Genomic DNA, 26,291 nt, shown 5'->3' on the forward strand with positions numbered 1-26,291 from the left:
TGCGATAATCGGACGCATAGTGCGATTAAGGTGAAGAGTAGGTGACTCGCCTCACATACGTCAAGGGAGGGATGCATGACATCGATCCGATCCGATGCGAAAACGAGCGAAACCCCTGGAAGGACCAGCGGTATCCAACTCGATTCGCGGATGTCGAAAACGCTGCACCATGGGCTCGAAATCCTCGAGTTGCTGACGCAGCACAAGTACGGGCTGACGATCACCGAGATCGCGGCCGGAGTCGGCGTGCATCGGACCGTCGCGGACCGTCTCGTACGCACCCTGGAGGCACACCGCCTGTGCCGACGCACCGAGAACAAGCGCATCCTGCCGGGCTCCGGGCTCATCTCGCTCGCGGGTTCGGTAGAGCAGGATCTGCGTGAACTCGCGCGACCGGTACTCGAGGAGCTCGCGGACGCTGTCGAGGCGACCGCGCACCTCGCGGTCCGGGAGGGCGAGGACGCGGTCCGCGCCATGATGGTCATCGAACCGCGGAACTCGCGCGCTCACGTCGGCTTCCACCCGGGTCAGGTCGATCCGATCAACCGCGGGTCGGCGGGTCTGGCGATGCTCGCGGCCCTACCGCCGCGCGAAGGGGAACGCCCCGAGGTCACCCACGCACGCGAGCGCGGGTTCGCGGTGACGACCGGGGAGGTGACTCACTCGATCACGGGCATCTCGGCCGCCGTGCCGAACCGGCGCCCCGCAGACCTCGTCAGCATCGGTGTCTCGGTGTTCGACTCGTCGGACGAGCAGAAGCTGGGCGCGGCCGTCATGGACGCGGCCCGGCGATTGGGAGCACTGCTGCTCCGCTGACCAGCGCGGTGCGGGTCAGCGAGAATCCCTGGCCCGCACCGCGAGACGGGCACCGAAACACATGGCGCGCCGCCCACGCGAACCGACCCCCGCGCCGCAGGTACCCGAATGTGCTGTCGCAGTGGCGCACCGAGGCGATGCTGCGCGACCGGCTCAGCGAACTGGGTGGCGATGTCGAATTCGGTTGCCGTCTCATGGATTTCGAGCAGGTGTACAGCCGAGGGGATTCAGAGCGTGCCATCGGCCCTGACCGGTGGGCTACGATATGAGGCGATGACTACCGGGACGGCGTTGCGCCACACACGGATGGGTTACCCGGTGCTCTTCTGAGCGCCGCGCGGGCCGGTGCTGGCCCGCTTTACGATCGAGGATCCTGCGGTATTGCGCGGGCTCCGCCTTCGTCGTGTTGATCACAGGACATCAACTACGACAGAAGGATTCACGATGACTACAACGCACGGTATGTCGGTCGACATTCGGACACCCGATGGTGTCGCCGACGCGTACGTCGCCTACCCCGACGATGGCGCCGCCCATCCGGGAGTGCTGGTGATTCAGGACGGTTTCGGACTACGGCCCAGCCTGCGGTCGCTGGCCGATCGTATTGCCGCCCACGGCTACACCGTCCTGATCCCGAACGCCTATTACCGGCACGGACGTGCACCGGTAATCGAGCTACCGGACTTCATCGACCCGGCGCAGCGGCCGGAGATCTTCCAACAGGTCATCCCGATGATCCGCGAGCTCACACCGGAACTTCTACGCTCCGATGCCGCCGCCTACCTCGAATGGCTCGCAGCGTCGCCGCAGGTCGCCGCGGGGAATGTCGGCCTCACCGGCTACTGCATGGGTGCCCGGCTTGCGGTGCTGACCGCCGCGATGTTCCCCGATCGGGTGGCGGCGGTGGCCGGATTCCATGGCGGACCGCTCGTCACCGGCACTCCGGACAGTCCGCACCTGACCGTCGGAAACATCACCGCGGAGCTGTATTTCGCGCACGCCGGCGAGGATCAGCACATGACTCCGGAACACATCGCCCAGTTCGACAAGGCACTCGATGCCGCCGGCGTCCGCCACCGCACCGAGGTCTACGCGGGGGCCCAACACGGCTACACCCAGGCCGACACCTCCGCCCACGACCCCGAGGCCGCCGAACGGCACTACCGCGAACTGCTGGCCCTGTTCGACCGCAATCTGCGACAGTAGCTGAGGAAATCCAAGCTGGATCCGGAGGGGCGCCAAACCAGGCTGGACCCATGTGCCGCCCCACCGACCCACTGATTCAGTGAAGTCATTATTCACCGTTGTGTTCCGCAGGTGTGCGGTCCGTCAGCGCGTTTCGAGATCAGTTTCGGTGGCGGATTGAACGGCCATGATGGCCTGCCAGGGGGTGGCGTCGAAGATGAGCCTAATCGCGGCGATGCGTCCGTCGTGGACGCGAAAATGCTCGGCTGTGTGCTGAATTCCGGCAGGCGAGTTCGTGTGGAGGTCGTAGACGAGTACGGCGTCGGTATCGCTGTACAGCTCGCTGACCATATCGATGTGGTCGATGATCTGGATGAGCTGTTCGATGCCGGCGAGATGTCCGGTCGGGCTGGTGGATTCGATGAAAGGGCTGCGGAAAGAGAAGTTCTGGCCGAGTTGCGCGGCGGCAGTAGGGATATCGCCACGGAAGCGGGCTCGATGATATGCCTGGACGGTTTCTCGGGTCGGTGAGGTGGTGGTCATCGTGTCTCCCGTGCGGCTGGTTCAAAGGGCTGGTCGGCTGGTGTCATCGAGGTATTGCTGGATCCCGCGCTGGTTGTCGACGACTCGCAGACACAGGTGGCGCAGTTGAGCGAGTTCGTCGGGGGTGAATCCGGCGAAGATGGCCGACATAGCCCGGCCGGTCGGCTGACGGAACGACTCCAGCCATTCGTGTCCGGCGCTGGTGATCGCCACGCGCACCGCGCGGCGATCTTGCCGATCCGGGACGCGTTCGGCCAGGCCGTTGCCAGCGAGTGTGTCCACCAGACCGGTGACATTGCGTGAACTAACTCCGCAGGCACGTGCGAGATCCCCGATGCTCAGATCGTGGTCGGACACCGCGAGGCGGCCCAGCACGTCCAAGGCCCCCGTGCTCAGTCCGCGGGCGCCCGTGCCCTTGGACCGCAGCCGGTCGACAGCCTGCCATGCCGATCGAAGAGCTGCGGCCGCTTCCAGCGAGCCGACGTCGCTTCCGGTTGCAAGTACCTGCATCGATTGTCGGACGCCAGGGTCGTACAGCAGGCCATCCTCATCACGTGCCATCCCAGGGGCAGAATTATGTACGTCATTCATAATGAATGACTACCTTAATATGTCGGGTCGAGCGAGGACAACCCGGCGAAGATCCCTTGGCCAAGCCACGCCTCGAGCATCGACCGCCACCTCATATCGCGAGATCACCGCCACTCATCGCTGCGAGTCACACAGGTTTCCGCAGGACGGATCTGTCAAGGTTGCCGTGTACGCACCAACGTCAACCTGTCAGGGATTCGCAATACACTCCACACCATGCGCATCGGCTATGGGCGAGTCTCCACCCGCGACCAGCACCCGAAGCCCTGCACGACGCACTTACCGCAGCCGGATGCGAACAGATATTCATCGACAAGGCATCCGACAAACTCGCCTCCCAGCCCGAGCTGAGCAAGGCGCGGCTGGTGGCCAACCGGCCCTGAGACCAACTGGTGGTGACCAAACCCGACCGGCTCGGCCGCTCCCTCGAGCGCCTGAGTCCGCGAAACACACCCCACAACGATTCCCAAGGGCCGCAGGCGAATCGGGCGAGCGTGACCGGTCCCCCGGCTGCGGGTCGCACGTTCCTGACCTACAGCGCCAACAGCAACAGCAACAGCAAACGAGTGTGGCCCGAGGTCGGTGGTTACTGCTCGAGGCCGGGGACCCATCCGGATACGGACGATCGAAAACCCTTGCCGTGCTGGACGAATACTCCGACCTCGAAACCACGTGGATCGCCCTGAACCCAGGGCGATCCACGTGGCGTTTCAGTAGGCGCGGGAGAAGATCACCCGCTTGCCGTAGACGGCCGGGGCGTCGCAACGCACGCACCGGCCCGCTTCCGGCGGCCCGTCCAGCGGCACACATCGCGGCGTAGCCGCCGACATGGCCTTGATGTCGTCCTCACAAGCCGGCTGCCCGCAATGCAGCGCTCGCACCCATCCCGACGCAACCCCGGACTCGAACGCGGCCCAGTCCTCGACATCGGCGGTGTGGGTATCGCGGAACTCGGTGGCCCGAGCCAGCAGGAACGCCTGAAACTCTGCGAGAATGCCTGGCATGAGGTGCGGCAACGTATCCAACTGCACCGACTGCTTACCGTGATCGCCCAGACGCCGCACCAACACTGCGGTCCCGGCCGCGAGGTCACGTGGCCCCAACTCGACCCGGACCGGCACTCCCTTGAGTTCCCAATCGTTGAATTTGAATCCCGGGCTGAGCTGGTCGCGGTCATCGACATGCACCCGAACACCAGCACCGCGCAGACTCCCGGCCAGCGCATGCGCGGCCGCCACCACATCCGCGCTGTCGCCACGGGTGATCGGCACGATCACCACCTGATGCGGCGCCAGCAGGGGCGGCAGCACCAGGCCGCGATCATCACCGTGGGTCATCACGATCCCGCCGAGCATTCGGGTACTCATACCCCAGGACGTGGTGTGGCACAACTCTTCTCGCCCGTCCACGCTGGCGTAGCGGATACCGAACGCTGTCGCGAAGTTGGTCCCCATGTAATGCGATGTACCGGCCTGCAAAGCCTTGCCGTCACGCATCATCGACTCGATAGTCACCGTGGCGACCGCGCCCGCGAACCTCTCACCGGCGGTCTTCTCACCCACCACCACCGGCATCGCCGCGTACTCGCGCGCCACTTCCTGGTAGATGTCGAGCGCGAGCATCATCTCCGTGCGCGCCTGCTGCTCATCAACGTGCGCTGTGTGGCCTTCCTGCCACAGAAATTCGGTGGTGCGCAAGAACATTCGGGGGCGCATCTCCCACCGGACCACATTGGCCCACTGGTTCAGTAGCATCGGCAGATCGCGATGCGAGGAAATCCACTTGGCCATCATCTCCCCGATGATGGTTTCCGACGTCGGCCGCACCACCAGCGGTTCTTCGAGCTCTTTGCCGCCCGCGTGGGTCACCACGGCCAGTTCAGGAGCGAACCCGTCGACGTGATCGGCCTCGCGCTCGAGGTAGCTCTGCGGAATCAGCAACGGAAAGTACGCGTTCTCGTGCCCGGTGGCCTTGATCCGCGCATCCAGCTCGGCTTGCAATAACTCCCACACGCGATAGCCATACGGTCGGATAACCATCGTGCCCTTGGCCGGACCCCGATCGACGAGGCCGGCCTTCACAACCAACTCGTTGTACCAGGAAGTGAAATCCTCACTCTGGGCGGTTACACCGCGCTCATCGCGTGCCATGCCACCAGGCTAGTGCCCCAGCGGGCGGCGTAGTGACCTGCCTCATCAAGCCTCCGCCCCAACGCACCGAAGAGGCGAGTGCTCTGATACCCGTCTCACCCCAGCCGTGCCGCTTTACGCCGCCCTGATCAACATCGGAAATGTATCCCATTGTGCCGCAATCGGTTGAACCTCTATTTCGACTCGAATTGTTGGTTCCGTTACGGAAGTGCCAGAGCTACATTCCGCGTACGCATTTCCGCGTAACCAAAAGAAACGAGCCGATGGCCGACGAATACCCCTGTAACCGTGAGCGCAACACCCGAATGCACCAGCAGGCACGCCGATTCCAATGAGTGGGTCGCCCGCATCGAGTTCGTAAGGATTCCGATTGCCACCAGCACGGCCGAATGCGAGCATCTTCCGGCACAGGCATCCCACAGGTTCGCCACGCAGCCCGCCGTCTTCGACGAGGAAAACCTCGTGTCGTCGACCGAGTTGCCGCAGCGCCGATGCTTCCAAACCAGCCATGCACGCGCGTCATCGTCGACGTCACTCGTGGCTGTCTGTGAGGTAATCCGCGACGCTGGGGCCGCTGACACGCCGAGGTCCTCCGCGTGCCGGGCGCCGCTCGACGAACGTGACCGTCTCGTCGAGCGGCGCACGCCCCGTACGGGAGTAACCGACTGTGACGTCCTCGAATCCAATCGACATGCCACAGAAGAGAATCAGCCCGTCCGGTGGTGACACGATCTCCGCAACGGTCTTGCGGTACACAGACCACGCCATTTGCAGGCAACTGTGGAGCCCTTCGGCGCGGAGCAGCAGCATGACGGTCTGCAGATACATGCCGACGTCGGCCCATTGAGGTGGGCCCAGGTCGCGGTCGATGTAGCAGAACAGGGCGGCGGGTGCGCCGAAAAAGTCCCAGTTCGCGGCGGCTGCTCGCTGGCGAGCCGCCATGTCCTCGCGCGAAATACCGAGTTCGCCGTAACGCTCCTTGCCGAAGGCGACTCGGCGCTCGCTGTACGGGGGTTTCAGTACAGGTGGGTACATCTCGTATTCCCGCTCGTCCCAGGGGTCGCCTGCGGCCACGCGCGCGCCTGCGAGCTTCTTCAGCTCGGCCAGCGGCGTGCCAGTCAGTACGTAGGAGTTCCACGGCTGCAGGTTCGATCCGGACGGTGACCAAGCCGCGGCGGAGAGCACGCGCTCCAGCACTTCCCTCGGGACTTGCTGGCTGGTGAATCCGCGCACCGCCCGTCGGCTCATGACCGCCTCATAGATGTCCAAGATCGCCTACCTCTCGGGTCTACTCTGCTCTCCATGCCTGCGTCCGTTGGGCTCACGGGAGTGGCATTCGATGTCATGTCGTTCGGTTCCATTCGGCGGACGGGTGCGAATGCGTCAGCCACGCGGAGCCTTTCGCTCCTGAGGCGCAGCCGGCATTGTGCGCCAGCCAATTCCTGAAGGGGGTCTAGAAGTCGACCACCGGCTCATCGTCGAAGGATGGCGAATTCGACACGTCGACAATGACTTGTGTCCCGGTCAGGATTTCAGCGAGTCCCTCTTTCGTCAGGATGTTGACACCCGTCTTCGGTGACGCCGCTGAATTCCCGACGCAAGACACTAGTTCGGCCCTGACCAACACGCGGTCAGTATTCCCACCAGGCCGGTACCCAACGAAAGACGTCGCCGGCAACCGCCACCCGGCCGACGGATGGGAACGACAGGTGAGTGGCCACCAGCGGCTCGCCGGTCGCCGCCAGCTCCCGCAAAAGATCGACCCGGACGCGGGCCGCCGCCTCGGGGTCGTGTTCGAAGCCGTTGATCCACTCGGGGCTGTCGAACCCGACCGCGAACACGGCGTCGCCGGCGAACGTCAGCCGGTCGCCGCCGGATGCCAGGCGGACCACGCTGTGCCCAGGCGTGTGGCCGCCGGTGCGACTGACGAGCACCCCCGGCGCCACCTCGTACTCCGCCTCGAACGGCCGCAGCTGGCTGCGGTACTCGTCCAAGAACCGCGAGGCGGCCGACCGAAGCGCGTCCACCACCGGCGGCGGAATGGAGGTCCGGGAGAAATCGGGCGACGCCCAGAACTCGGCCTCGGCGGCCGCCAGGTGGACCCGCAGGTCCGGACGCAGCCGGCCCCTCAGCCCGTCGGCGAGCAGCCCGCCAACGTGGTCCATGTGCAAGTGGGTGAGCACCACGTCGGTCACGGACGCGGGATCGATGCCGGCGGCCTCCAGTCGGTGGGCCAACTGCCCGGCCCGCGGGAAGTCCGGGTACTCCACCCCTAGCCCAGCGTCGATGAGTACGGTCCGATCGCCGCTACGCACCACGACCACGTTCAGCGGCCACTCGAGCACGTCCGGCGGCAGGAACATGTCGTCCAGCCAGGCCGCCAGGTCAGCCGGGTCGGCGTTGGTGGCCAACGTCGTGGCAGATATCGGTAGCACCCCATCGCTGATCACCAGCACGTCGATCTCGCCGACCTGCAGTGCGTAGCGCGACGGAACCAACTCGTCGGGCCCCTGACCACCGAGTTGTGCGGTGTTGTCCAAGCTCATGTTTGTCTCCTGTCGAGTTCATACGCGCATGGGATGCGCCGAAATATCGGCTGCATGATGAGCAACGATCGGAGAGAGATTCACACGCATGGAACGCAGCGTGACACCGTGGCAAACGTACATCACACCCGCGGAAGCCGCCGAGGTGCTCGGCGTCACCCGCCGCACCGTCACCAACATGGTGGCAGACGGATGCCTACCGGCATATCGGCTCGGACTACGCCTCACCGGCTGCGCCTGGATGAAGTAGAGGCAGCCCTGCAACCCGTCAACCAACCCGCATAGCCGCGTAGGCGCGGCCGGGTGCTCGGCATCGCATCGGCACTGCCAGCCGCCACCGTGGCCGACCTCGACGCCGACCGGTACCTGCTCAACGTCGCCAACGGCACGCTGGATTTGCGCATGATGGAACTGCGCGAGCATGACCCGCCGGACCGCATCACCAGGTGACATGCGGCGCGTACAACCCGAAAGCGCCAGCGGGCAATGCTTTTCAGCGGTTTACCGGTCAGGCGGTGAGCAATCCGCTACGGACGGGGCGCCCGCAAGTGGCGTCGCTGTTCGAGTTCTTTGGTGCTTACCGGAATCAGCATCGGCTGGCCGGGCGCGCAGAACATCGTCACCACGAAGATGGATTCGGCATCGTCGAGGTTGTTCCCATCCTGGTAGTGGATGACATCCCCACCAGGCTCCCAGAACGTCTCACCCGCCGCGATCACCCGCTGCGGCTCACCCTCCAGCTCGAAGAGCATCTCGCCCTTGATGACATAGCCGTATGCCGGACCGGAATGCCGATGCGGCGGTGACCCCGCACACCCAGGGGCCAGAGTGACCAGGATCGTCATAGCTTCAGCGCCGTCCGGGATTTGCGGCGCTCCCGCAACTGACCCGATCACTTCGATCTTGGGAGGGGCCGTCGTTGCGTCCGGGTTCTCGAGATGATGCGTATGCTCTGTGGTCACGGTTCTTCCCTTCGTACCAACTGCGTACCGAGTAGTCGCCGTCGCGGACCGCAACGCGGATAGGTGAGGTCCCGTCGTGCTCTGTCCATTCATCACGAGGTTCTACACATCGACGCCGATAATGCGGCAATAACCACATCCGCGGAAACAAAAACCACACGCCGAACCGATCTTATCGGATCACCTCCGAAACCATCGAAGAAATCGCTCGCTACCAGGGCAGATGTGCGTGACGGTGGCCAGATGCGCAGCCTTCCATGAGCGCCGCGAGCAGCTGGTAGCCAGCCGCAGGTCGCTGTAGCCGATTCCAGTGCGTCGAGCCCACACCGACTACTCGGGCTGTTTTGAGCAGCGCGCGGCTGACCACCCGAACCGCCGGGCCCTGGAGAACTCACTTACGGGCCGGAGGTGAGTGCCCTGTCGATACCCAGCGTGGCAATCAGATCTTCGTGCAGTTCGAACCAAACTCGGTGGGCGGAATCGTGTTTGGTGCCGGTAACCATCTCGGGATTGTCGGCGGCCAGGGAGAGGGCCGCGGCGAACCGAGTGTCGTAACCGGAGAACCGGGCGAGTCGTTCGGTGAGCTGAATCGTCAGCGGAACCAATTCCTCTGCGAGGCTTTCCAGTTCGGCCAGGATCGACCGGTCCCGCTGCGCGTCGCTGTGGTCGTTCTCTGTCATGCTGCCATCGGGAAGGATGGTCAGCTGCCAGGCGGTGCAGGCCTGCACCAACCGTGCGTTGAGCGGGAGAAACATGCGATAGACGTCTTCCGCGAACGCTTTTGCCCCGCACTCGGAAAGCTCGTCGGCGAGTAGCCGCTCATTCTCCGCACGCCCGCTCGCGGTGAGCGACCACCCTGCGTCCGCACCGAAACGGAAGCGGCTGATCCAACCACACTCTCGGAAGTTCCGTACATGCGACTCGGCGAGGCCGACAGGCATTCCATATCTATCGGCCACCGCTTGCGTATCAACGAACCCGCCGAGGCGGATTGCGTGCAACGCGAGCACCGAACTGCGTGAAACGTGCGTCATACCGGACCTTTCTTTCGTGTCGAGCAGCCATGCCTGGTGAAGCGACATCAACGTTGGGTTGAGCGAACGGCATGAACGTGTCCATTGGTCCCATCGACCGAGATAGTCCGATGATTCGCCAGGGCGTCCATCGCTCCCTTGGCCGCCACCACGGCTGGAATCCCGTACTCGCGGGCGACGATTGCCGCGTGGGACAGGATTCCCCCGATTTCGGTCACCACCGCGGCGGCAACGCCGAAAAGCACTGTCCACGACGGATCGGTCGTGTGACAGACGATGACATCGCCCGGCCGAACCGTGTCGAAGTCGTCAACACTGTGCACCAGCCGGACCGGACCGGCGACAACACCACGGCTGGCCGGGGCGCCGGTGACGATCGGCGCTTCTGGCATCTTGGTTCCTCCTGTCCGCCGCGCCACGACGATTCGGCCCGTCACCGCTGCGTGGTAGCCGCATGGCGCTCTGCGACGCGGGTGGCGAATCGTTGCTGCGCGGCCTGCCTGGAGACACCGAGGTGGGCGCCGATTTCCGCCCAGGGCATGCCGGCGTGCCGGGCTTGGTCCACAAAATAGTCGAGCAGTTGATCGGCCAGCCGCAACCAGTGCGCAGCGTGAATCACCGCTGCCACCAACTGATCCAGGCTGCTATCGGGGTGGGCCCGCTCGATCGCGGCGATCACGTCGCGCAGTGGCACCTGTCGATCCATGCGTCAACCATAGGTTGACGATCCGGTCATCGTCAACTATTAGTTGACGGCATGACGATAGTTCGTGGATAACTTTCGCCGACAACGGATCGATACAGGAGTCGCACATGGAAGCTCTCGAGAACGCCGCTCACCATCACGCCACGACGCCAGGCAGGCGGGCGGCGGTCATCGGCGCCGGTATCGCCGGTTTGGCCGCCGCGTTGCGGCTGTATCAGCAAGGCTGGGACGTCGTCGTGGTCGAGCGCGCGCCGACTCGTCGCAGTAGCGGTTACCTGGTGAACCTGCACGGACCCGGATACGCCGCCGCCGAGCGGCTCGGGCTCATACCGGCGCTGGCTCCGCGCGATATCGGGTTCTTCACCTCAGTCCTCGTCCACGCGGACGGCCGGGAGAAGTTCAGGATTCCGGCCGCTGTCACCGAGGCTGCTGTCGGGAACCAGGCACTGAGCCTGTTCCGCGGCGACTTGGAGTCGGCGCTGTACGACGCGGTGGCCGACCTCGTCGACATTCGTTTCGGCACCACTGTGCAGGCCGTCGCCCAGACCTCCGAGGAAGTCGTGGTCACCCTCAGTGATGGCACCCGCCTGCAAACCGAACTCCTCGTCGGCGCCGACGGCGTGCATTCTCGAGTCCGCGAGCTCGTATTCGGCGCCGAGCCCGAGTATTTCGTGGACCTGGGTCACATGGTCGGCGCATTTCCGCTGGAAACAGTTCCCGAGCACGTACAGGAAGGCGTCAGCACCACCTTTATCGGCCCCGGACGCACAGCCGCGGTGATGAACTTGGGACCGGAACGGTCCTCGGCGTTCTTCACCTACCGCTGCCCCGACCCGGCCGCCGAACTGGCTCTCGGCGCCGCACCCGCGCTCACCCGAGCGTTCGGGGATCTCGGAGGCGGTGTCGCCGACGCCCTGTACCAACTCGAGGCCGACCCCGACACCGCCTACTTCGACTCGGTGGGCCAAATCGTGATGGACCGCTGGAGTCACGACCGAATCGTCCTGCTCGGCGACGCAGCATGGTGCGTAACGGTATTCGCCGGTTACGGTGCCGCCCTCGCCCTCGACGGTGCCGACCGGCTCGGTACCGCGCTAGCGGCGCACGGCGATGACATTCCCACCGCTCTCGACACCTGGGAGACGTCGTTGCGCCCGGAAGTACACAAACGACAAGCGCTGGCCCAGAAAGGAATCAGCCGATTCGCCCCGCCGTCACGCACACATGTGTGGGCCGGCGAACTGATGCTCCGCGCCATCCAGCTCCCCGGCATCCGCGGCCTGGTCCGGCGCTCCATCCAACGCGCCAACAACTAGTCGGGTGCCAATTTCGGCGACTGAACACCGCGAGTCCGACGCATAGCAAAGGCACTGCCCCAGGCATCTCTCACGAACGCACGATTATGCCGTTGAGCGCTCTCGCTCATGCCGAATGCAGGTTGCCGAAGGCGCACCGCGGTCAAGGCTGAGAGGTGTTCTCGCCGTGGCCGGTTCCCGTTGGGAGGTTGGCTGCGATGCCTTTGAGCACACGGTCGAGGCCGTATCGGAAGCGCTCTTCGGGAGGCAGGTGCGGAACCTGCGATTCTCTGATCGAGCGGGTGAACATGGGATACTGCTCGGTGGAAATGATCTGAGCGACATACGGTCCGACGTAACCGCTCATCCATTCGGCCATATCCATGCCGGTGGCCCGAGCCTGGTCGAGCCAGCCGATTTCCCGTTGGACCGCGCCGTAGGTGTAGTCACTCACCATCCCGGCGAGACTGGCGATTTCATCGACGTCCAATCCGAACCCATCGAGGGTCGTCATCGCGAATTCCACCACCTCCAGGGAGTTCGGGCCCAGTGTGGGCCGCCTGTTGGCGAGGGCGACCCACCAGGGGTGACGCAAGCCCACCATCCGCGTCTGCTCGGCGACCAGGGAGAGGTCTCGGCGCCAGTCTCCGCTCGATGCGGCCGGAAGGTCGATCTCGCCCATGACGGCGTCGATCATGAGGTCGATCAGGTCGTCACGACTTGCCACGTATCTGTACAGCGACATGGCGCCGGTGCCGAGTTCCAAGGCGATCCGGCGCATCGTGACCGCCTCCATCCCCTCGCCGTCGGCGACCTGGACAGCAGCGGTGGTCACCTCGGCGCGGCTGCGGCGCGGTCGTCGTCCCGGCCCGGTGCGCTCCAACTGCTCCGGCCGCATCCAGATCGTCATGTTCTCGTGGCTCGGCATAGCCCTCCTCTCAATTGCGTACATCGTACTTGAAATGAATTCCTATTTTGAGTACGTTGTACCCGAAATGGTCCCGACGAAGGAAAGGACACAGCGTGGATGCTCGACCAACCCTGAGCGACCCCGATGACAAGGTCCGGGCATGGCAGGTGGCTGTCGAATTCGCCGAACGCTTGCAGGGCGTCGACGATGCCGACGGATACGACGCCGCCTTCGCGGCGGACATCGTGTGGGGCAGCCCCTATGGGGCGAGCGTGGCGGGATACGCCGAGATCAACGCGATCCATCGCCGTCTGGTGTCGGCGAAGGTGGCTCCGCCGTCCCGGTTCGAGGTGGTCTCGGCCGTCGCTCCCGCGCCTGGAGTAGTGGTGACGCAGATCCGCAGGCGCGCAATCGATTCCGGCGGATTCTCGGAGATGGCGTTGTATGTCCTGGTCGAGCGCACCGGACGATGGTGGCTGGCCGCGGCGCAGAACACTCCCATCGGCGGCCCGCCACTACAAACCACAGACCCTGCCTGATCCGCCCTTGGAGGATTTCCATGACCAACACGACCGACACCATCGAGACGGCAGTGATCATCGGCAGCACTCGCGACGGTCGGTTCGGCCCGGTCGTCGCCGACTGGATCGCCGGACACATCGCCGCGCGCGAGGACATGACCGTAGACGTGATCGACCTCGTTCAGACGCCCCTGCCGACCGTCTTCCCGGCGTTCGGGCAGGGCCCCTCCGACGAGGTCGTAGCACAGCTGGGCGCGGTATCGCCGCGGTTGGCCCGGGCCGACGCCTTCGTGATCGTCACACCTGAGTACAACCACAGCTTTCCCGCTCCGCTGAAAAACCTCCTCGACTGGCACAACGAGCAGTGGCACGCCAAGCCGGTCAGCTTCGTCTCCTACGGTGGCCTCGCGGGCGGGGTGCGCGCCGTCGAGCATCTGCGTGTCGTGCTCGCGGAGCTACACGCGGTCACGATCCGTAACACCGTCAGCTTCCACAACTACGGCGAGGTCTTCGGTACCGACGGAAAACCGTCCGACCCAGGGCCCGACGTAGCGGCAAAAGCGATGCTCGACCAGCTCACCTGGTGGGGGCAGTCATTGCGTCAGGCCAGAAGCGTACTTCCGTATGCCGTCTGACATCGCGCCGCCACACCTACCCGAACCGCTGACCGCACAGCCCATATCCCCCCATCGCGGCAAGTCGGCCTTGATCGAAAGCGAACACCGATGCCAACCAATCCCATCGAACGGGCCACCGACATTTTGGTCCGTCCCCTGTCCCTGGGAAGTCTCACGCTGCCCAACCGTGTCGTGATGGCACCGATGACGCGCGAGTTCTCCCCAGCAGGGGTGCCAGGCGACGACGTAGCGCAGTACTATGCCCGGCGGGCAGCCGCCGGTGTCGGTCTGATCATCACCGAGGGCACCTACATCGGCCACGACTCAGCCGGCAGCAGTGCGCGCGTCCCGCACTTCTACGGCGATGAGGCGCTGGCAGGCTGGTCGGCCGTGGCCGAGGCCGTCCATCGGTCCGGTGGCCGGATCATGCCGCAGTTGTGGCACGTCGGCATGGATCGCGCCATCGGCAACCCGCCGGTCCCCGCCGCCCCGCGCATCGGTCCGTCCGGCATCGCTCTGGACGGCACGAACTCTGGTCTGGCAATGACCCAGGCCGACATCGACAACGTGGTTGCCGCTTACGCCACCGCCGCGGCGCGGGCCGAAGCGCTCGGCTTCGACGGCGTCGAGATCCACGGTGCCCACGGCTATCTGATCGACCAGTTCCTGTGGGCCTACACCAACCGGCGCACCGACACCTACGGCGGCGACATCGTCGGCCGTACCCGGTTCGCCGCGCAGATCGTGGCCGCGTGCCGAGCCACCGTCTCCGACGACTTCCCCATCTGCTTCCGCTTGTCCCAGTGGAAGGTGAACCACTACCAGGCGCGGATCGTCGAGACACCGCAAGAACTGGAAACAATGCTCGGCCTGCTGACCGACGCGGGCACCGACGTCTTCCACTGCTCCACCCGGCGGTTCCAATTGCCAGAATTCGAGGGTTCCGAACTCAACCTGGCGGGATGGGCAAAGAAGCTCTCCGGCAAACCCGCCATCAGCGTCGGATCGGTAGGCCTCAGCAACGAGTTCCCCCAGATGTCACCGGGTGCAGCCACCGGCATCGGCGAGCTGCTCGATCGCATGGAACGCGACGAATTCGACCTGGTGGCGGTCGGCAGGGCTCTGCTGGGAGACCCCGACTGGCTGCCGAAGGTCCTCACAGGACACAGCGACAGGCTCATCCCCTTCCATGGGGGCCTACTCGGCAATCTCCACTGATCCGGCCGCGAAGATCTCCCATTATCTTCTTCGCAGCCCTTGATCGAGGGCCACGGTCGCCAGGCCCCTGTCATATGTTCTCGAGACGCTGAACGAGAGCCGCGATCCGCCGTGCACGTAGTGCTGGTGCGGCGGTGATGACAGGCAGCAGAAGTGAGTACCGTTGTCCCGAGCCCAGATTCGTGAACCCCGCGGCTGCTCGTGGGGACGAGGCAAGCGCGGCGTGGAGATCGTAGGGAACCTCAACGGTAGCGGCCCCCGCGTAGGCCCGATCCCATCGGCCGTCGAGCCGGGCCCGGTCGACCTCCACCTGACCCCGCGGCCGCATCCGTCCCTGCCCGATCAGGCTTTCCACCAGACCGACGTTCCGTCGCGACCACATCGACCTACGCCGTCGTGGGGTGAACCGCTGCAGGAACGTAGTCGCGTCCCGCCTGCGCTTCTGCCCGTCGATCCAGCCGCTACACAGGGCCTCATCGAGAGCCTGGGTATACGTCAGCGTCGTCGGCGATGTTGTTCCTCTCTTCGCCAAGACCAGCCAGACGCCGTCCGACGCGTGCTCGTTCTCGTCCAGCCATGCCCGCCAGGCAGCTGCATCCGGGATCAGCAGTGATTCCTCAACCACGAATTGTTATTTCTCCACATCGGAATTGACGGGCGGCTAGTTCGATGGAACCCCAACAGCCTCGCGGCCTAGGCCAACGCTGCTGCGCGTGCGCCGACGGGGCGCCTGCGCAGTTCGGGCCGATATTCCATGTGATCGTGTTCTTTCGGAGAAATTGCCCGTCGAGACGCGTAGTCGGGACGCGTTGATACCTGCCCGGGCCATCAAATATGCGACCCGGGCCGGAGAAGACACCGGCGAGCGCCGATGGTGTGGACGCCCGCTAGGACTGTCCGGAGGTGACGTCGAGGATCCAGGTGATCCCGAACCGGTCGGAGAGCATGCCGAAGGCGGGTGCCCACGGAGCGGGCCCGTACTCCTCGATCACAGTGGCACCCTCGGAAAGCGTGTTCCACACAGCGGCTACCTCGTCGACGCTTTCGCCGCGCACCGACATGAAGAAGGGCGCGTTGGTCAGTGTCGTGCCGTTCTCACGCTTGCTCGACCACGAGTCATCGGAGGGCCGCAGTTGCGACTGAGACGGGACGTCGTAGGCCATGACACGGAACCCGGAGTCCGCCACAACCTGTCCGAACACCACCTTGTCGGCGTCGGGGAGGTCCTCGGGCATACCGAAGTCCCCGTAGGTGGCCATGCTGAGTTCACCGCCGAAAACCGATTGGTAGAACTCCAACGCCGCACGCGCATTGCCGGTGAAGTTCAGATGAGCGACAGAATTGATCGACACGATGCTCCTTGTTGATCGTTGGATGCCCGAAATCGCGAGCTGAGGACACAGTGACAGCCTTAAAGGTCAGCATTTGTCCGCTATGCCCCGCAGACTGTCGGACATGCCCGTAAGTTCTGCAAAGACGACCTCCGGTCGGCTTCTCTCGTTGCTGTCACTGCTTCAATCGACGCGCGATTGGCCGGGCTGGAAGCTGGCCGAGCGTCTCGATGTGAGTGAGCGGACCGTGCGCCGAGATATTGACCGGTTACGCGAACTCGGGTACGAGATCCGGGCGCTCAAGGGACGCGAAGGCGGCTATCGGCTTGACGCAGGCTCGGCGGTCCCGCCCATGCTGTTCGACGATGAGCAGGTGGTCGCGATCGCCATCGCACTCCAAACGGCTGGGAACCTGGGGGCGGAGATCGAAGAACCCGCAGCCCGGGCGCTGAACACGGTGAGACAGTTCTTGCCCAACCGCCTACGAGCCCGCGTAGACGCCGTCAAGGTCACTGCGGTCCGTGCTGGTGACGGTGCGCCCACTGATCAGGCTCGCACGGATGTACTGCTGGCCATCGGAGCTGCCATCCGCAACCACGAGGAGTTGCGGTTCGACTACTCCGGGCCAGGTGCGGATCGCGGGGACAGCATGCGTCCTCCCCGACAAGTCCAACCTCATCACCTCGTGGCTCACGCGGGACGCTGGTATCTGGTTGCATGGAATCCCGGTAGCAAGGATTGGCGCATCTACCGCGCTGATCGGATCGCTCCCCGACTGCCCAACGGGCCGCGTTTCGTGGCCCGCGACATTCCCGGTGGCGATGTCGGCGCATTCCTGGCGGCCAGATTCAAAGGCTCCACAGCAGCGAACGAGTGGCCTTGCCACGGCGACGTCATCCTGCACACCAGCGCCATCGAAATCATGTCCTTCGCCGACGACGCGGTGGTCGAAGCAATCGACGTCGGCCGTTGCCGAGTACAGGTGGGCTCATGGTCATGGGCCGGAATAGTTGCCTGGCTGGCCCGGTTCGACGCCGACATCGATGTCCTGGGTCCGCCAGAACTTCACGAAGCCTTTGCCCTCTTCGCCGCTCGCGCCGCACGAGCATCCTCGCGGCACGAGTGATCAAAGTGAGTGAGACCATAACCGGCCTGCCCGATACGGTGGCTCGTCAACGAACGTGCGTTCGTTCTCCCGGCAAGACCCGCAGCCGGTTCCAAAGAATTCCTTGACACGAATATTCTTCTTGGAGAATATTCTGGGCGTGGAGCAGATCGCAGCAGCACTCGGAGACAGCGCTCGGTGGCGCATCGTCGAACTCCTCGCCGAGCGTCCACGCTCGGTCGGCGAACTTGCCGAGCTGACCGGCCTGCGGCAACCGCAGACCACCAAACACCTGCAAACCCTCGCCCGCGCCGGACTGATCACGGTCTCGCCACTCGGACAGCGACGAATCGCCGCTGTCGAGGCGGAACCGCTGAAGGCTTTCGCGCATCGGTTGCGGGAACTGGTCGAGACCGTCGAGGCCAACGCAGGTGAGCGCGACACCCTTGCGCGCTACCGCGCCGCTCTCGATGCAGAGTCCGCACTCGCGGACCGGCACCGGTGGGCGGATGGGCGCCCCTTCACCTTCGAGCGTGTACTGACCGCGCCTCCGGAGGTCGTCTGGCACTACTGGGTCGTTCCGGATCTGCTCGAATCCTGGTGGGCCCCACCGTCGATGACAATCACCGACTGCGTCATCGAGCCGCAGCCGGGCGGTCGGGCAATCCTCGACTACCGCGACGCCGAGGGGCGATATCGCTCCGCGGGCCAGGTTCACGTCGCGAGCGAACCCGGTCATCTCACGTTCGACCTGTCGGTGTTCGACGCGGCGGGCACGGTGTCGTTCACCGGCCACTACGACCTGACCCTGAACGGGGATCCGGGCGGAACCAGGCTGCGGCTCGACCTGACGATCACCGACACTACCGTCGACGCGGCTGCCTTCATCGCCGGCATCGAAACGGGCTGGGGCCGAGTTCTCGATCAGCTCGCCCACATCGTCAACACATCGCAGAACGCCACGAAATCACTTCGCGCCCAAAGGAAGTAGGACCATCATGACCACCTCGACCGCACGCACCGTGACCGCCAACATCGCGCTCACCCTGGACGGCCGCTACAACGGCCCCGGCGGCCCCACCGATATCGCCGCCATCGTCCCTTACGCCACCACCGAGGTCGCGCGAAACCACCTCAACCGCCTCCACGAGAACGCCACGACTGCTGTACTCGGACGCAAGAACGCCGAAGGCTTCCTCGAGTTCTGGCCAGCCGTCGCAGTAGACGACAATGCCGATCCTCGCGATCGCGCCTACGCCAAGTGGCTGGTCGACACCGACAAGGTCGTCTTCTCCACTACATTGACCGATTCGCCTTGGGAGCGCACCCGCATCGCGAACGCTCCCGCCGCTGACGTCATCACCCAACTGAAAGCCAGTGGCGAGGGCGAGATTCTGGTCAATACCAGCCCAACGGTCACCAAGGCGCTGCTCGCGGCGGACCTGATCGACCGACTGTATCTGCTGATCACCCCTGAAATCGTCGGTGCCGGAGAGCAGCTGTTCGTCGACGGCCTACCAGGTTCGCAGTGGCGGCTTACCAGCCAGGAAGCCGGCGAGATCGGCGAGATCGCCGTCGTCTACGACCGCAAGCGCTGATCGACCGGTAGCCGTCGTAACACCGATCCCGTTCTGGCCCGGCTCGAACGGGGGCCGGCGCACAGTACGGATCGAAGGCAGCGATCCGCACGAGTCGAAGATCGTGTGGATCGCTGCCGATCGTTCTGGTTAGAGCCAGGTGCCGAACTTGCGGATGAAGCGCACCTTCACGAACTGTGTGAGGACGCAATAGGTGACCAGTGTGAGGACCAGCCACGGGAAGTAGGTCCACGGCAGGGGAACCAGCCCTAGCGACTGTCCCCATCCGGTGAACGGGAAGATCAGGCCGAAGATGCACGCGGCACCGGTGGTGATCATGACCGGCCAGGAAGCCCGAGACTGGACGAACGGGATCCGTTGGGTGCGGATCATGTGGACGATCAGAGTCTGCGAGATCAGCGACTCGATGAACCAACCGGACTGGAACAATGCCGCGTGTTCGGAGCTGTTGGCAGAGAAGATGAACCACATGAGCGCGTAGGTGGAGAGGTCGAAGATCGAGCTGATCGGGCCGATGAAGACCATGAACTTCGCCAGCGAGTCGGTGGCCCATTTCTGTGGCTTGGCGAGGAATTCGCGGTCGACGCGATCCCAGGGGATGGTGAGCATGGACAGGTCGTAGACGAGGTTCTGCACCAAGATCACGGCCGGAATCATCGGCAGGAACGGCAGCAGTGCACTGGCGACGAGTACCGAGAACATGTTTCCGAAGTTGGAGCTGGCGGTCATCTTGATGTATTTGATGATGTTGCCGAAGGTGCGGCGGCCCTCGATCACCCCGTTCTCGAGGACACCGAGGTCCTTCTCGAGCAGGATGATGTCGGCGGATTCGCGGGCGATGTCCACGGCGGTGTCGACCGAGATGCCGACGTCGGCGGCGCGCAGCGCAGGGGCGTCGTTGACTCCGTCGCCGAGGAAGCCGACGGTGCGCCCGCGGCGTTTGAGGGCCTCGACGATGCGCGCCTTCTGCATTGGGTTGACCTTGGCGAAGACGTTGGTTTCGTCGACGATCTGGTCGAGTGCTTCGTCGTCGCGGGAATCGATCTCGGGTCCGGTGACGATGGTGCCGATGTCGATGCCGACCTTGCCGCAGACGGTCTCGGCGACGATCGCGTTGTCGCCGGTGATGACCTTGACCGCCGTTCCGTGCTCGCGCAGGGCCGCGATCGCCGGCGCGGCCGACTGCTTCGGCGGGTCGAGGAAGGTGAGGAAGCCGACGAGCGTCATCCCTGTTTCGTCCGCGGTGGAGTATTCGCGTGAATGAGCGGTGGTCTCGTCGCTCGACAGATGCCGGGTGGCCACCGCCAGGACGCGCTTGCCTTGGCCGTTGTAGCCGGCCACGAGTCGATCGAGGTGGGCGATCACTCCTGGAGTGAGATCCTGTGGGGCGCCGCCCACCAGTGCGGAGCCGCACACCGAGAGGATTTCTTCGACGGCACCCTTGGTGATGATCAGGTCGGTGTCTCCGTCGTCGACGACCACGGACATGCGGCGGCGCTTGAAGTCGAAGGGGATCTCGTCGACGAGGCCGTGGTCGCGGCGGATGGAGTCGAGCAGATTCTCGCCTGCGGCGGTGAGGATTGCCTTGTCGAGCATGTTGCGCAGCCCGGTCTGGAAGTACGAGTTCATGGCCGCCAGTTGGAGCGTGTGCTCACTGACGCAGCCTTCGGTGTCGAGGTGTTCCTCGAGCACGATCCGGTCCTCGGTGAGGGTGCCGGTCTTGTCCGTGCACAACACATCCATGGCGCCGAAGTTCTGGATCGCGTTGAGCTGCTTGATGATCACCTTGTGCCGCGACATCGATATGGCGCCCTTGGCCAGGTTCGCGGTGACGACGAGTGGCAGCATTTCCGGGGTCAAACCGACTGCGACGGCGACACCGAACAGCAGCGCCTCGGTCCAGCTCTTGGTCAGGCCGTTGATGACGAAAACGGTCGGAACCATGACGCTCATGAACTTGATCAGCATGAAGCTGACTTTGCGCACACCGATGTCGAAGCTGGTCTCGGGACGCTTAGCCGCCAAGCCGGCGGTCATGGCGCCGAAGTAGGTGCCACGGCCGGTACTGACCACCACCGCGGTGCCGGACCCGGAGACCACAGAGGTACCCATGAAGCCGAGGTTCGCCGCATCGAGGACCTGAGCCGGGTCGAGATCGGTCACCGGATCGCCGACCTTCTCGGCCGGCATCGACTCGCCGGTGAGCATCGCCTGGTTGATTTGGAGGTCCTTGGCTCGGATGATCCGGACATCGCCGGGAATCATGTCCCCTGCCGCGAGCTGGACGATGTCGCCGGGCAGCAACTGGTCGATCGGTAGCTCGGTGGTGACCTGTTTGCCGTTGACCTGCCGAGTGGTGGCGACTGTGGTGGTGACCATGGCCTTCAATGCCTCGGCGGCGCGGCTGGAGCGATATTCCTGCCAGAACCGCAGAGTGACACTCACCGTGACCATCACCGTCACGGTGATGACACCCTTGTAGTCCGGACCCTCCTCCGGATCCGCCAGATACACGTCCGTCAGGTACATGACTGCACCAATGAACAGCAGCACCAGGATGAAAGGGTTCTTGAACGCGCCCAGGAACTGCACGATCGCCGGGGCCGGGCGATCGTGTCGGACCTCGTTGAGGCCGTGGGCGCGGCGCAGTGGCTCGATCTGATCCTCGCGCAGGCCATGGTTGGTCGTCCGCAGGTCAGCGAGTACGCCGGGCGCACTCAGGCGGGCGAAGCGCGCGAGCAGTGTGGTCTGGTCGTCGGAGAGGACTGCTGTGGTTATGCGGAGACCGAACTTCCTCGGCTTCGCGGCCGGGGCAGTGATATCGGACACTGACATAGTGGAGCACCTTCGAGGTTTGCGCCTGCCCGGTTCGGCACGGCACGGGACGGGACGGGACGGGACGGGAAATGTCTAAGGCAGCAACGGATCTCATTCGATTCAGATGGGTCCCGTCTGCCGTAGGCGGTCCCGCACGGCCGCCGGTGGTTGCCAGCCGTGTGGGACCTGCAGATTCAGCTTGGTGAGCCCACCGCCTCTGACAGGTCGGCGGAGCCGGTGGCCAGGTCGCCGAGTCCAGCGAAGATGCTGCCGAGAGCGCTCAGGATCCCGATCTCGCTCGAACCCATGGCATGAACTCCTTTGTCTTTCGTTGATTCGGTGTCGCCTTGCCGCTGCCCAAGTCCAGGCGGGGCACCGATGTGTGATGGCAGAAAGCGGGCAGCGCTTTGGGCGCCCGGGGTGACGGACATCGCAACGCGCACATTTCCCCGCGAAAGCGTGAATCACGTTCTCGCGGAAGAAATATGGTGCGTCAGGCGAACCCCATGCCGCCGCCGAGCGAGGCCGCGATGACGGCCGGAGGGGTGTACCCGGCGCGCAGGTTGGCGCGCTCCTCGGGCATGAGACGACGCGCCCGGAAGGCACGCGCCGACCGGCCCCAATCGATCAGCAGATCGGTGGCGGTAAAGGTGTGCGGACGTGACATGATGAAGGACATGCCTGGCTCCTTACACGGAAAGGCAACCAGGGCAAGGGAATACGACGTCACGTGCGACGCCGCAGCGCACAACAACGGACCAAAGTCGGGTCCGGTCATATCAGCGGAGAGGCGTGTCAGGTTGTGACGGTGGAAACCCAGCCGAGGTGAAGGTACGGATGGAACATCGAACTGGGATAGGGACTGTCGCTGTTACTCACGTCGTTCCCTCACCTCCTCGAGAACAGGACGCGCGGGGGCGTCGAAGTGCATCGAAATCGCAAGGAGGCTCCCAGGAACGGAATCCCGGGCGAAAACCTCACTCGTCAGAGCTTTGGCACTGCAAGACGTGTCCCGATTGGATCAGGAAGCCACTTTGGGTCACCCCTTGATCCGGGGAGACCTGTCCTAACCTTGGGCGTCTCTCGACGTCGTCAGATCAGTGGCCTGTGTTCTTGCAGGAGCCTCACCTATCGAGGTACTTGCACAGGCAACATTGACCGAACCTGCCCGACTTGTCAACCCGCACCACACGATCCGCCTGGACATTCCAAGACAATGCGAAGCCGATCCCGTTCCTGCGCTTCACAATTGGCCACCGCCACTTCGACGCGGAGAGGCGGATGCAGAGGCCTTGGTGTCGTTGGCTGCGCGGACGGGAACTCCAGCATCACACCAGGACAGTGGCTGCGATGCACTGAGCGCCCGTCTCACGGGGAGAGCCCCGGGTGCGGATCGGGATCCCCCGCACCGGCGACCCCAAGTCAGGCCGTACGACGACGAGTCAGCAGCGCTGGCAGAACTCAATCCGAACGCGCGGATCGGGAAGTCGGCCGATGCGACCAGCCGGCCTTGCCGAACCTGATTGGCCGCCGAAAGACACTGTGTGACTTCCGAACTCAGCCTTCTGGTGCGAAACGTACGATTTGACATTGATTGTCGACGCGATGATCATTACCGAGGTAACGCACCTCGCTAGGCGAGGCTCCTGCGTGGATTCGTTGCGGGACACTCTTTGTCGCTTCTGACATCGCGTGGAAGAGGTTATTGACGACGACCTCTCTTCCACGCAGTACTCGAGCAGCTCGGGATGTACGCCGCGGCGGCGCAGTTCGACTGTGCAGAAGGACCTATGCGCGGCTCTGAAGGACTTTGCCCAGTCGCAGCGCGACGTCCTGACGCCTGTCCGGATCGCTGATTTTTGCCTTGATGCCGCAGAATTCACCGCTGCGGCATGGAAACCACAGCTCGCCGTGAAGGTTTGCGTACGTGGCCCCGGCGCCGAACCCGCTCACCTGCTCCCCGATCTCGGCCACGGCTTCGTACTGCGCGGCGGGCAGCACCGTCGCGTGGATCGCCTCCACGAGGCCGTCCTTTTCGCCTGCGGTCGAGGACCAGACGCATCCGCCGAGCAGGTAGTCGTGCTGGCCGCCGTCATGCGGGCCGATTGCCTGGGTGATCTCGCTGTTGGTGAGACGATCGCATTCGCCACCCTGGCCCGAGGCGGTCGCACCAGGAAGCGCGGGCGCCGTACCCGGAAGGCCGACCGACGTGGTGGGCCTCGAATCGCCGCCATTTCCGCAAGACACGACTGCGGCGAGGACGCCCCCAACAATCGCGAGTTGGCCGAGCGTTCTGAAGATTCCCATGCGTCATTCCTTCTCTTTCGACGGGCGCCGACAGCCACCGGCGGACGCCGACATGGGATGCTATCCACGGTCAGGCGTCGCCGACTGCCTCTATTCCCGCGCTGCGGCACATCGTATTTCGCTGGCTATCCGGTCCGCTGAGATCTCGGCGAAGTTCCGGAACAACCTGACCGAACCGCCGCCACGCTGGCAACGGTCGAATACACCGGTCACTTGCTCACCAAAGGGGTTGTGGCAGTGCATCGTCGGCGCCCTGCGCAAACACGGCGTGCCGGCCCCGGCCGTGGACCTCGCCGTCGAACTCGGCCGGGTCCTGGTATCCCCACCTCTCCCACAGCCTCGGCACACCAGCCGCACCAAGCCACGACCGCCGATCCAGGAGCCCTCGGCAACCCTCGATACAGTCCCGATTCCGCCGCACTCGCATGCTGGACTTCACGATTCCTTCGTGGTGTGTATCGGAGACTGCAGGTTAGCCTGATCTGCAGCCCGCGCGGCGTGAGATCGACCGCCGTACCGCGGCGACGGTGATCGGGGAAGGAGTGGGTCGATGTCGAGGTGGCGATGCCAGCGCGCAGCGATGATGGTGGTCGTACTCGGTGCCGTCGTCACGATCTCAGGGTGTGCTGCGGACGGCGGGCATGGACAGCCATCCTCGAGCGGGAGCGTTGCGATGGTGGTGACGACCAGCCCCGCGGTGCAGTGGTCGAAGGTCGAATTGCCGTCGGCCGGAACACGTTTCGATTACCAGATCGGCGGCGCGTATCCACCGCCGGACGGTGTGCGGGTCGTGTCGCGGGATCGCTCCGCCAGTCCGGTCGCCGGACTGTACAACATCTGCTATATCAACGCCTTCCAAGCACAACCCGGGGCCGACACCGTGACATGGTGGCAGGCCAATCACCCCGGCCTGCTGCTGCGGGACACAGACGGCGCCCTGGTCATGGACCTCGACTGGAACGAAGCATTGCTGGATGTGTCCACCGACGCCAAACGCGCCGAACTCGCGGCGATCGAAGACGCCTGGGTCGACGACTGCCGCACCAAGGGCTACCAGGCGGTCGAACCGGACAATCTCGATTCCTACCAGCGCTCGCACGGGTTGTTGACCGCAGCGGCCAGCGTCGCGTTCGCATCGCGGCTGGCCAAGCACGCTCATGAGGTCGGCTTGGCCATCGCGCAGAAGAACACCGTCGAACTGCTCGACCGGCGCGACGCAATCGGTTTCGACTTCGCGGTGACCGAGCAGTGCGGCGCTACCGACGAGTGCGGCCAGTACGCCGCGGCCTACAACAACCGGGTGCTCGACGTCGAATACGACCAGGCCGGTTTCGCCGCGGCCCGCAGCAGCTGGGGCTCACGGCTGTCGATCGTGCGCCGCGACCGCGACGTGAGCACTCCGGGCAACCCGACTTACGTTTACGAATCCGCTTGAACCGCAAGGCATCAGCGGACCATTCCCGAGAGTGACGAGTTGCTTGCACGGAAAGTCCCACGTCATCTCTCACCCTCCCGACCCCCGCGGACAAGCCGCACTATTTCCGGGTACGCCTGTCGGGTACGCCTGTACGGACACGCGGACTCCAACGAATACCGCATCGGAGACCGCGGAGAGAACCGCGTACTCCAGCTCTGGCGTGCCTCCGAAAGTCCCCACGACGGCTTGATGCAGGAATGAGGCATCCGGCGGCTTCCCGACCGTATCGGCCGACCTTTCCGAGTGAAGCACAACTCCTGACCTTGCGGTATTTAAATACCGCCCATAGTCTGGTCACATGGTCCGACTTCCGCTAACTCCCGCCCAGGTCGAGGCCGGTCGGTGCCTCGGAGCCCGGCTGCGGGCCGCGCGCGCCGACCGCGACCCGGCCCGGATCGCCCTGGCCGCCGGAATATCACCCGAGACGTTGCGCAAGATCGAGACCGGACGGCTGCCGACCCCCGCATTCGGGACGATCGTCTCGCTGGCGGCGGCCCTCGAGATTCCGCTGCAGGAACTCGCCGATGCCTGGCGCTCGGTGAGCCTCGCAGAATCCGCCTGA

Annotated in this window: 28 protein-coding genes, 1 pseudogene and 1 riboswitch; of the genes and pseudogenes, 13 read left to right on the plus strand and 16 right to left on the minus strand. The window is 64.5% G+C overall.

Annotated features, from left to right (window positions below; all coding sequences use genetic code 11):
* Window positions 1-75: 75 nt before the first annotated feature.
* Both AB0J29_RS05190 and AB0J29_RS05195 read left to right on the plus strand, forming a co-directional pair.
* The gene (locus tag AB0J29_RS05190) at window positions 76-816 is read left to right on the plus strand and encodes a helix-turn-helix domain-containing protein (protein WP_364779518.1); all 741 of its coding nucleotides are present in this window, start codon (window positions 76-78) and stop codon (window positions 814-816) included.
* Between the two features lie 444 nt (window positions 817-1,260).
* Window positions 1,261-2,022 (plus strand): dienelactone hydrolase family protein, encoded by a 762-nt coding sequence (locus tag AB0J29_RS05195; RefSeq protein ID WP_364779521.1) that lies wholly within the window; start codon window positions 1,261-1,263, stop codon window positions 2,020-2,022.
* Between the two features lie 123 nt (window positions 2,023-2,145).
* Here the strand turns inward: AB0J29_RS05195 and AB0J29_RS05200 are convergent, their stop codons facing one another.
* The 6 genes and pseudogenes from AB0J29_RS05200 to AB0J29_RS05225 all read right to left on the minus strand — a co-directional run bounded on the left by AB0J29_RS05200 (window position 2,146) and on the right by AB0J29_RS05225 (window position 7,831).
* A complete protein-coding gene (locus tag AB0J29_RS05200) occupies window positions 2,146-2,544 on the minus strand; it encodes a hypothetical protein (RefSeq protein WP_364779524.1) in 399 nt (132 codons plus the stop codon).
* 21 nt (window positions 2,545-2,565) lie between these two features.
* Window positions 2,566-3,105: a MarR family transcriptional regulator gene (locus AB0J29_RS05205; RefSeq protein WP_364779527.1), complete on the minus strand. Its 540-nt coding sequence runs from the start codon at window positions 3,103-3,105 to the stop codon at window positions 2,566-2,568.
* A 740-nt stretch (window positions 3,106-3,845) separates the two neighbouring features.
* Complete coding sequence (proS, locus tag AB0J29_RS05210; RefSeq protein ID WP_364779530.1) at window positions 3,846-5,285, minus strand: proline--tRNA ligase; 1,440 nt, start codon at window positions 5,283-5,285, stop codon at window positions 3,846-3,848.
* Window positions 5,286-5,816: 531 nt separating this feature from the next.
* The gene (locus tag AB0J29_RS05215) at window positions 5,817-6,554 is read right to left on the minus strand and encodes a nitroreductase (protein ID WP_364779533.1); all 738 of its coding nucleotides are present in this window, start codon (window positions 6,552-6,554) and stop codon (window positions 5,817-5,819) included.
* A gap of 187 nt (window positions 6,555-6,741) precedes the next feature.
* Window positions 6,742-6,870, minus strand: a pseudogene (locus AB0J29_RS05220) (NmrA family transcriptional regulator); the annotation flags it as partial.
* A 46-nt stretch (window positions 6,871-6,916) separates the two neighbouring features.
* Window positions 6,917-7,831, minus strand: coding sequence for an MBL fold metallo-hydrolase (locus AB0J29_RS05225; protein WP_364779536.1), 915 nt, complete (start codon window positions 7,829-7,831; stop codon window positions 6,917-6,919).
* A gap of 100 nt (window positions 7,832-7,931) precedes the next feature.
* On the opposite strand from AB0J29_RS05225, the gene AB0J29_RS05230 reads away from it, so the two are divergent.
* Together AB0J29_RS05230 and AB0J29_RS05235 are read left to right on the plus strand one after the other, a co-directional pair.
* A complete protein-coding gene (locus tag AB0J29_RS05230; RefSeq protein WP_364779539.1) occupies window positions 7,932-8,081 on the plus strand; it encodes a helix-turn-helix domain-containing protein in 150 nt (49 codons plus the stop codon).
* Window positions 8,082-8,134: 53 nt separating this feature from the next.
* Window positions 8,135-8,281, plus strand: coding sequence for a hypothetical protein (locus AB0J29_RS05235; RefSeq protein WP_364779542.1), 147 nt, complete (start codon window positions 8,135-8,137; stop codon window positions 8,279-8,281).
* A gap of 77 nt (window positions 8,282-8,358) precedes the next feature.
* On the opposite strand, the gene AB0J29_RS05240 is transcribed toward AB0J29_RS05235, so the two are convergent.
* From AB0J29_RS05240 to AB0J29_RS05255, 4 genes are all read right to left on the minus strand, one after another.
* Window positions 8,359-8,733: a cupin domain-containing protein gene (locus AB0J29_RS05240; protein ID WP_364779988.1), complete on the minus strand. Its 375-nt coding sequence runs from the start codon at window positions 8,731-8,733 to the stop codon at window positions 8,359-8,361.
* A gap of 455 nt (window positions 8,734-9,188) precedes the next feature.
* Window positions 9,189-9,827: a hypothetical protein gene (locus AB0J29_RS05245; RefSeq protein WP_364779545.1), complete on the minus strand. Its 639-nt coding sequence runs from the start codon at window positions 9,825-9,827 to the stop codon at window positions 9,189-9,191.
* A gap of 47 nt (window positions 9,828-9,874) precedes the next feature.
* On the minus strand, window positions 9,875-10,219 hold the full coding sequence (locus AB0J29_RS05250; RefSeq protein ID WP_364779548.1) for a PEP-utilizing enzyme: 345 nt from the start codon (window positions 10,217-10,219) through the stop codon (window positions 9,875-9,877).
* Window positions 10,220-10,260: 41 nt separating this feature from the next.
* Window positions 10,261-10,533: a hypothetical protein gene (locus tag AB0J29_RS05255; RefSeq protein WP_364779551.1), complete on the minus strand. Its 273-nt coding sequence runs from the start codon at window positions 10,531-10,533 to the stop codon at window positions 10,261-10,263.
* Between the two features lie 107 nt (window positions 10,534-10,640).
* Here AB0J29_RS05255 and AB0J29_RS05260 point away from each other — a divergent pair, with 107 nt between their 5' ends.
* On the plus strand, window positions 10,641-11,849 hold the full coding sequence (locus tag AB0J29_RS05260) for an FAD-dependent oxidoreductase (protein ID WP_364779554.1): 1,209 nt from the start codon (window positions 10,641-10,643) through the stop codon (window positions 11,847-11,849).
* Between the two features lie 142 nt (window positions 11,850-11,991).
* Here AB0J29_RS05260 and AB0J29_RS05265 read toward each other — a convergent pair whose 3' ends face one another.
* Window positions 11,992-12,756, minus strand: coding sequence for a TetR/AcrR family transcriptional regulator (locus AB0J29_RS05265; RefSeq protein ID WP_364779557.1), 765 nt, complete (start codon window positions 12,754-12,756; stop codon window positions 11,992-11,994).
* Between the two features lie 95 nt (window positions 12,757-12,851).
* Between AB0J29_RS05265 and AB0J29_RS05270 the strand changes: the two genes are divergently transcribed.
* The 3 genes from AB0J29_RS05270 (at window position 12,852) to AB0J29_RS05280 (ending at window position 15,094) form a co-directional block, all read left to right on the plus strand.
* Entirely contained in the window at window positions 12,852-13,277 is a 426-nt protein-coding gene (locus tag AB0J29_RS05270; RefSeq protein ID WP_364779560.1) for a DUF4440 domain-containing protein, read from the plus strand.
* 20 nt (window positions 13,278-13,297) lie between these two features.
* Entirely contained in the window at window positions 13,298-13,894 is a 597-nt protein-coding gene (locus AB0J29_RS05275; RefSeq protein ID WP_364779563.1) for an NAD(P)H-dependent oxidoreductase, read from the plus strand.
* A 90-nt stretch (window positions 13,895-13,984) separates the two neighbouring features.
* The gene (locus AB0J29_RS05280) at window positions 13,985-15,094 is read left to right on the plus strand and encodes an NADH:flavin oxidoreductase (RefSeq protein WP_364779566.1); all 1,110 of its coding nucleotides are present in this window, start codon (window positions 13,985-13,987) and stop codon (window positions 15,092-15,094) included.
* Between the two features lie 70 nt (window positions 15,095-15,164).
* On the opposite strand, the gene AB0J29_RS05285 is transcribed toward AB0J29_RS05280, so the two are convergent.
* Together AB0J29_RS05285 and AB0J29_RS05290 are read right to left on the minus strand one after the other, a co-directional pair.
* Window positions 15,165-15,719, minus strand: coding sequence for a YdeI/OmpD-associated family protein (locus tag AB0J29_RS05285; protein ID WP_364779569.1), 555 nt, complete (start codon window positions 15,717-15,719; stop codon window positions 15,165-15,167).
* 262 nt (window positions 15,720-15,981) lie between these two features.
* Complete coding sequence (locus tag AB0J29_RS05290) at window positions 15,982-16,446, minus strand: VOC family protein (protein WP_364779572.1); 465 nt, start codon at window positions 16,444-16,446, stop codon at window positions 15,982-15,984.
* 103 nt (window positions 16,447-16,549) lie between these two features.
* Between AB0J29_RS05290 and AB0J29_RS05295 the strand changes: the two genes are divergently transcribed.
* The 3 genes from AB0J29_RS05295 (at window position 16,550) to AB0J29_RS05305 (ending at window position 19,128) form a co-directional block, all read left to right on the plus strand.
* Window positions 16,550-17,551: a WYL domain-containing protein gene (locus tag AB0J29_RS05295; protein WP_364779575.1), complete on the plus strand. Its 1,002-nt coding sequence runs from the start codon at window positions 16,550-16,552 to the stop codon at window positions 17,549-17,551.
* A gap of 121 nt (window positions 17,552-17,672) precedes the next feature.
* Window positions 17,673-18,521, plus strand: a complete 849-nt coding sequence (locus tag AB0J29_RS05300; RefSeq protein WP_364779578.1) for a metalloregulator ArsR/SmtB family transcription factor — start codon at window positions 17,673-17,675, stop codon at window positions 18,519-18,521.
* Window positions 18,522-18,528: 7 nt separating this feature from the next.
* On the plus strand, window positions 18,529-19,128 hold the full coding sequence (locus tag AB0J29_RS05305) for a dihydrofolate reductase family protein (protein ID WP_364779580.1): 600 nt from the start codon (window positions 18,529-18,531) through the stop codon (window positions 19,126-19,128).
* Between the two features lie 129 nt (window positions 19,129-19,257).
* Here the strand turns inward: AB0J29_RS05305 and mgtA are convergent, their stop codons facing one another.
* The 3 genes from mgtA to AB0J29_RS05320 all read right to left on the minus strand — a co-directional run bounded on the left by mgtA (window position 19,258) and on the right by AB0J29_RS05320 (window position 24,252).
* Window positions 19,258-21,963 (minus strand): magnesium-translocating P-type ATPase, encoded by a 2,706-nt coding sequence (gene mgtA / locus AB0J29_RS05310; protein WP_364779583.1) that lies wholly within the window; start codon window positions 21,961-21,963, stop codon window positions 19,258-19,260.
* A 475-nt stretch (window positions 21,964-22,438) separates the two neighbouring features.
* On the minus strand, window positions 22,439-22,624 hold the full coding sequence (locus AB0J29_RS05315) for a hypothetical protein (RefSeq protein WP_364779586.1): 186 nt from the start codon (window positions 22,622-22,624) through the stop codon (window positions 22,439-22,441).
* Window positions 22,625-22,914: 290 nt separating this feature from the next.
* A riboswitch (M-box (ykoK) riboswitch) is annotated at window positions 22,915-23,088 on the minus strand.
* Window positions 23,089-23,733: 645 nt separating this feature from the next.
* Window positions 23,734-24,252 (minus strand): hypothetical protein, encoded by a 519-nt coding sequence (locus AB0J29_RS05320; protein ID WP_364779589.1) that lies wholly within the window; start codon window positions 24,250-24,252, stop codon window positions 23,734-23,736.
* Between the two features lie 673 nt (window positions 24,253-24,925).
* Here AB0J29_RS05320 and AB0J29_RS05325 point away from each other — a divergent pair.
* Together AB0J29_RS05325 and AB0J29_RS05330 are read left to right on the plus strand one after the other, a co-directional pair.
* Window positions 24,926-25,687 (plus strand): endo alpha-1,4 polygalactosaminidase, encoded by a 762-nt coding sequence (locus AB0J29_RS05325; RefSeq protein WP_364779592.1) that lies wholly within the window; start codon window positions 24,926-24,928, stop codon window positions 25,685-25,687.
* Between the two features lie 340 nt (window positions 25,688-26,027).
* Entirely contained in the window at window positions 26,028-26,291 is a 264-nt protein-coding gene (locus AB0J29_RS05330; RefSeq protein WP_364779595.1) for a helix-turn-helix transcriptional regulator, read from the plus strand.

It is taken from the genome of Nocardia sp. NPDC049707 (genome assembly GCF_040674855.1).
GTDB lineage: Bacteria > Actinomycetota > Actinomycetes > Mycobacteriales > Mycobacteriaceae > Nocardia.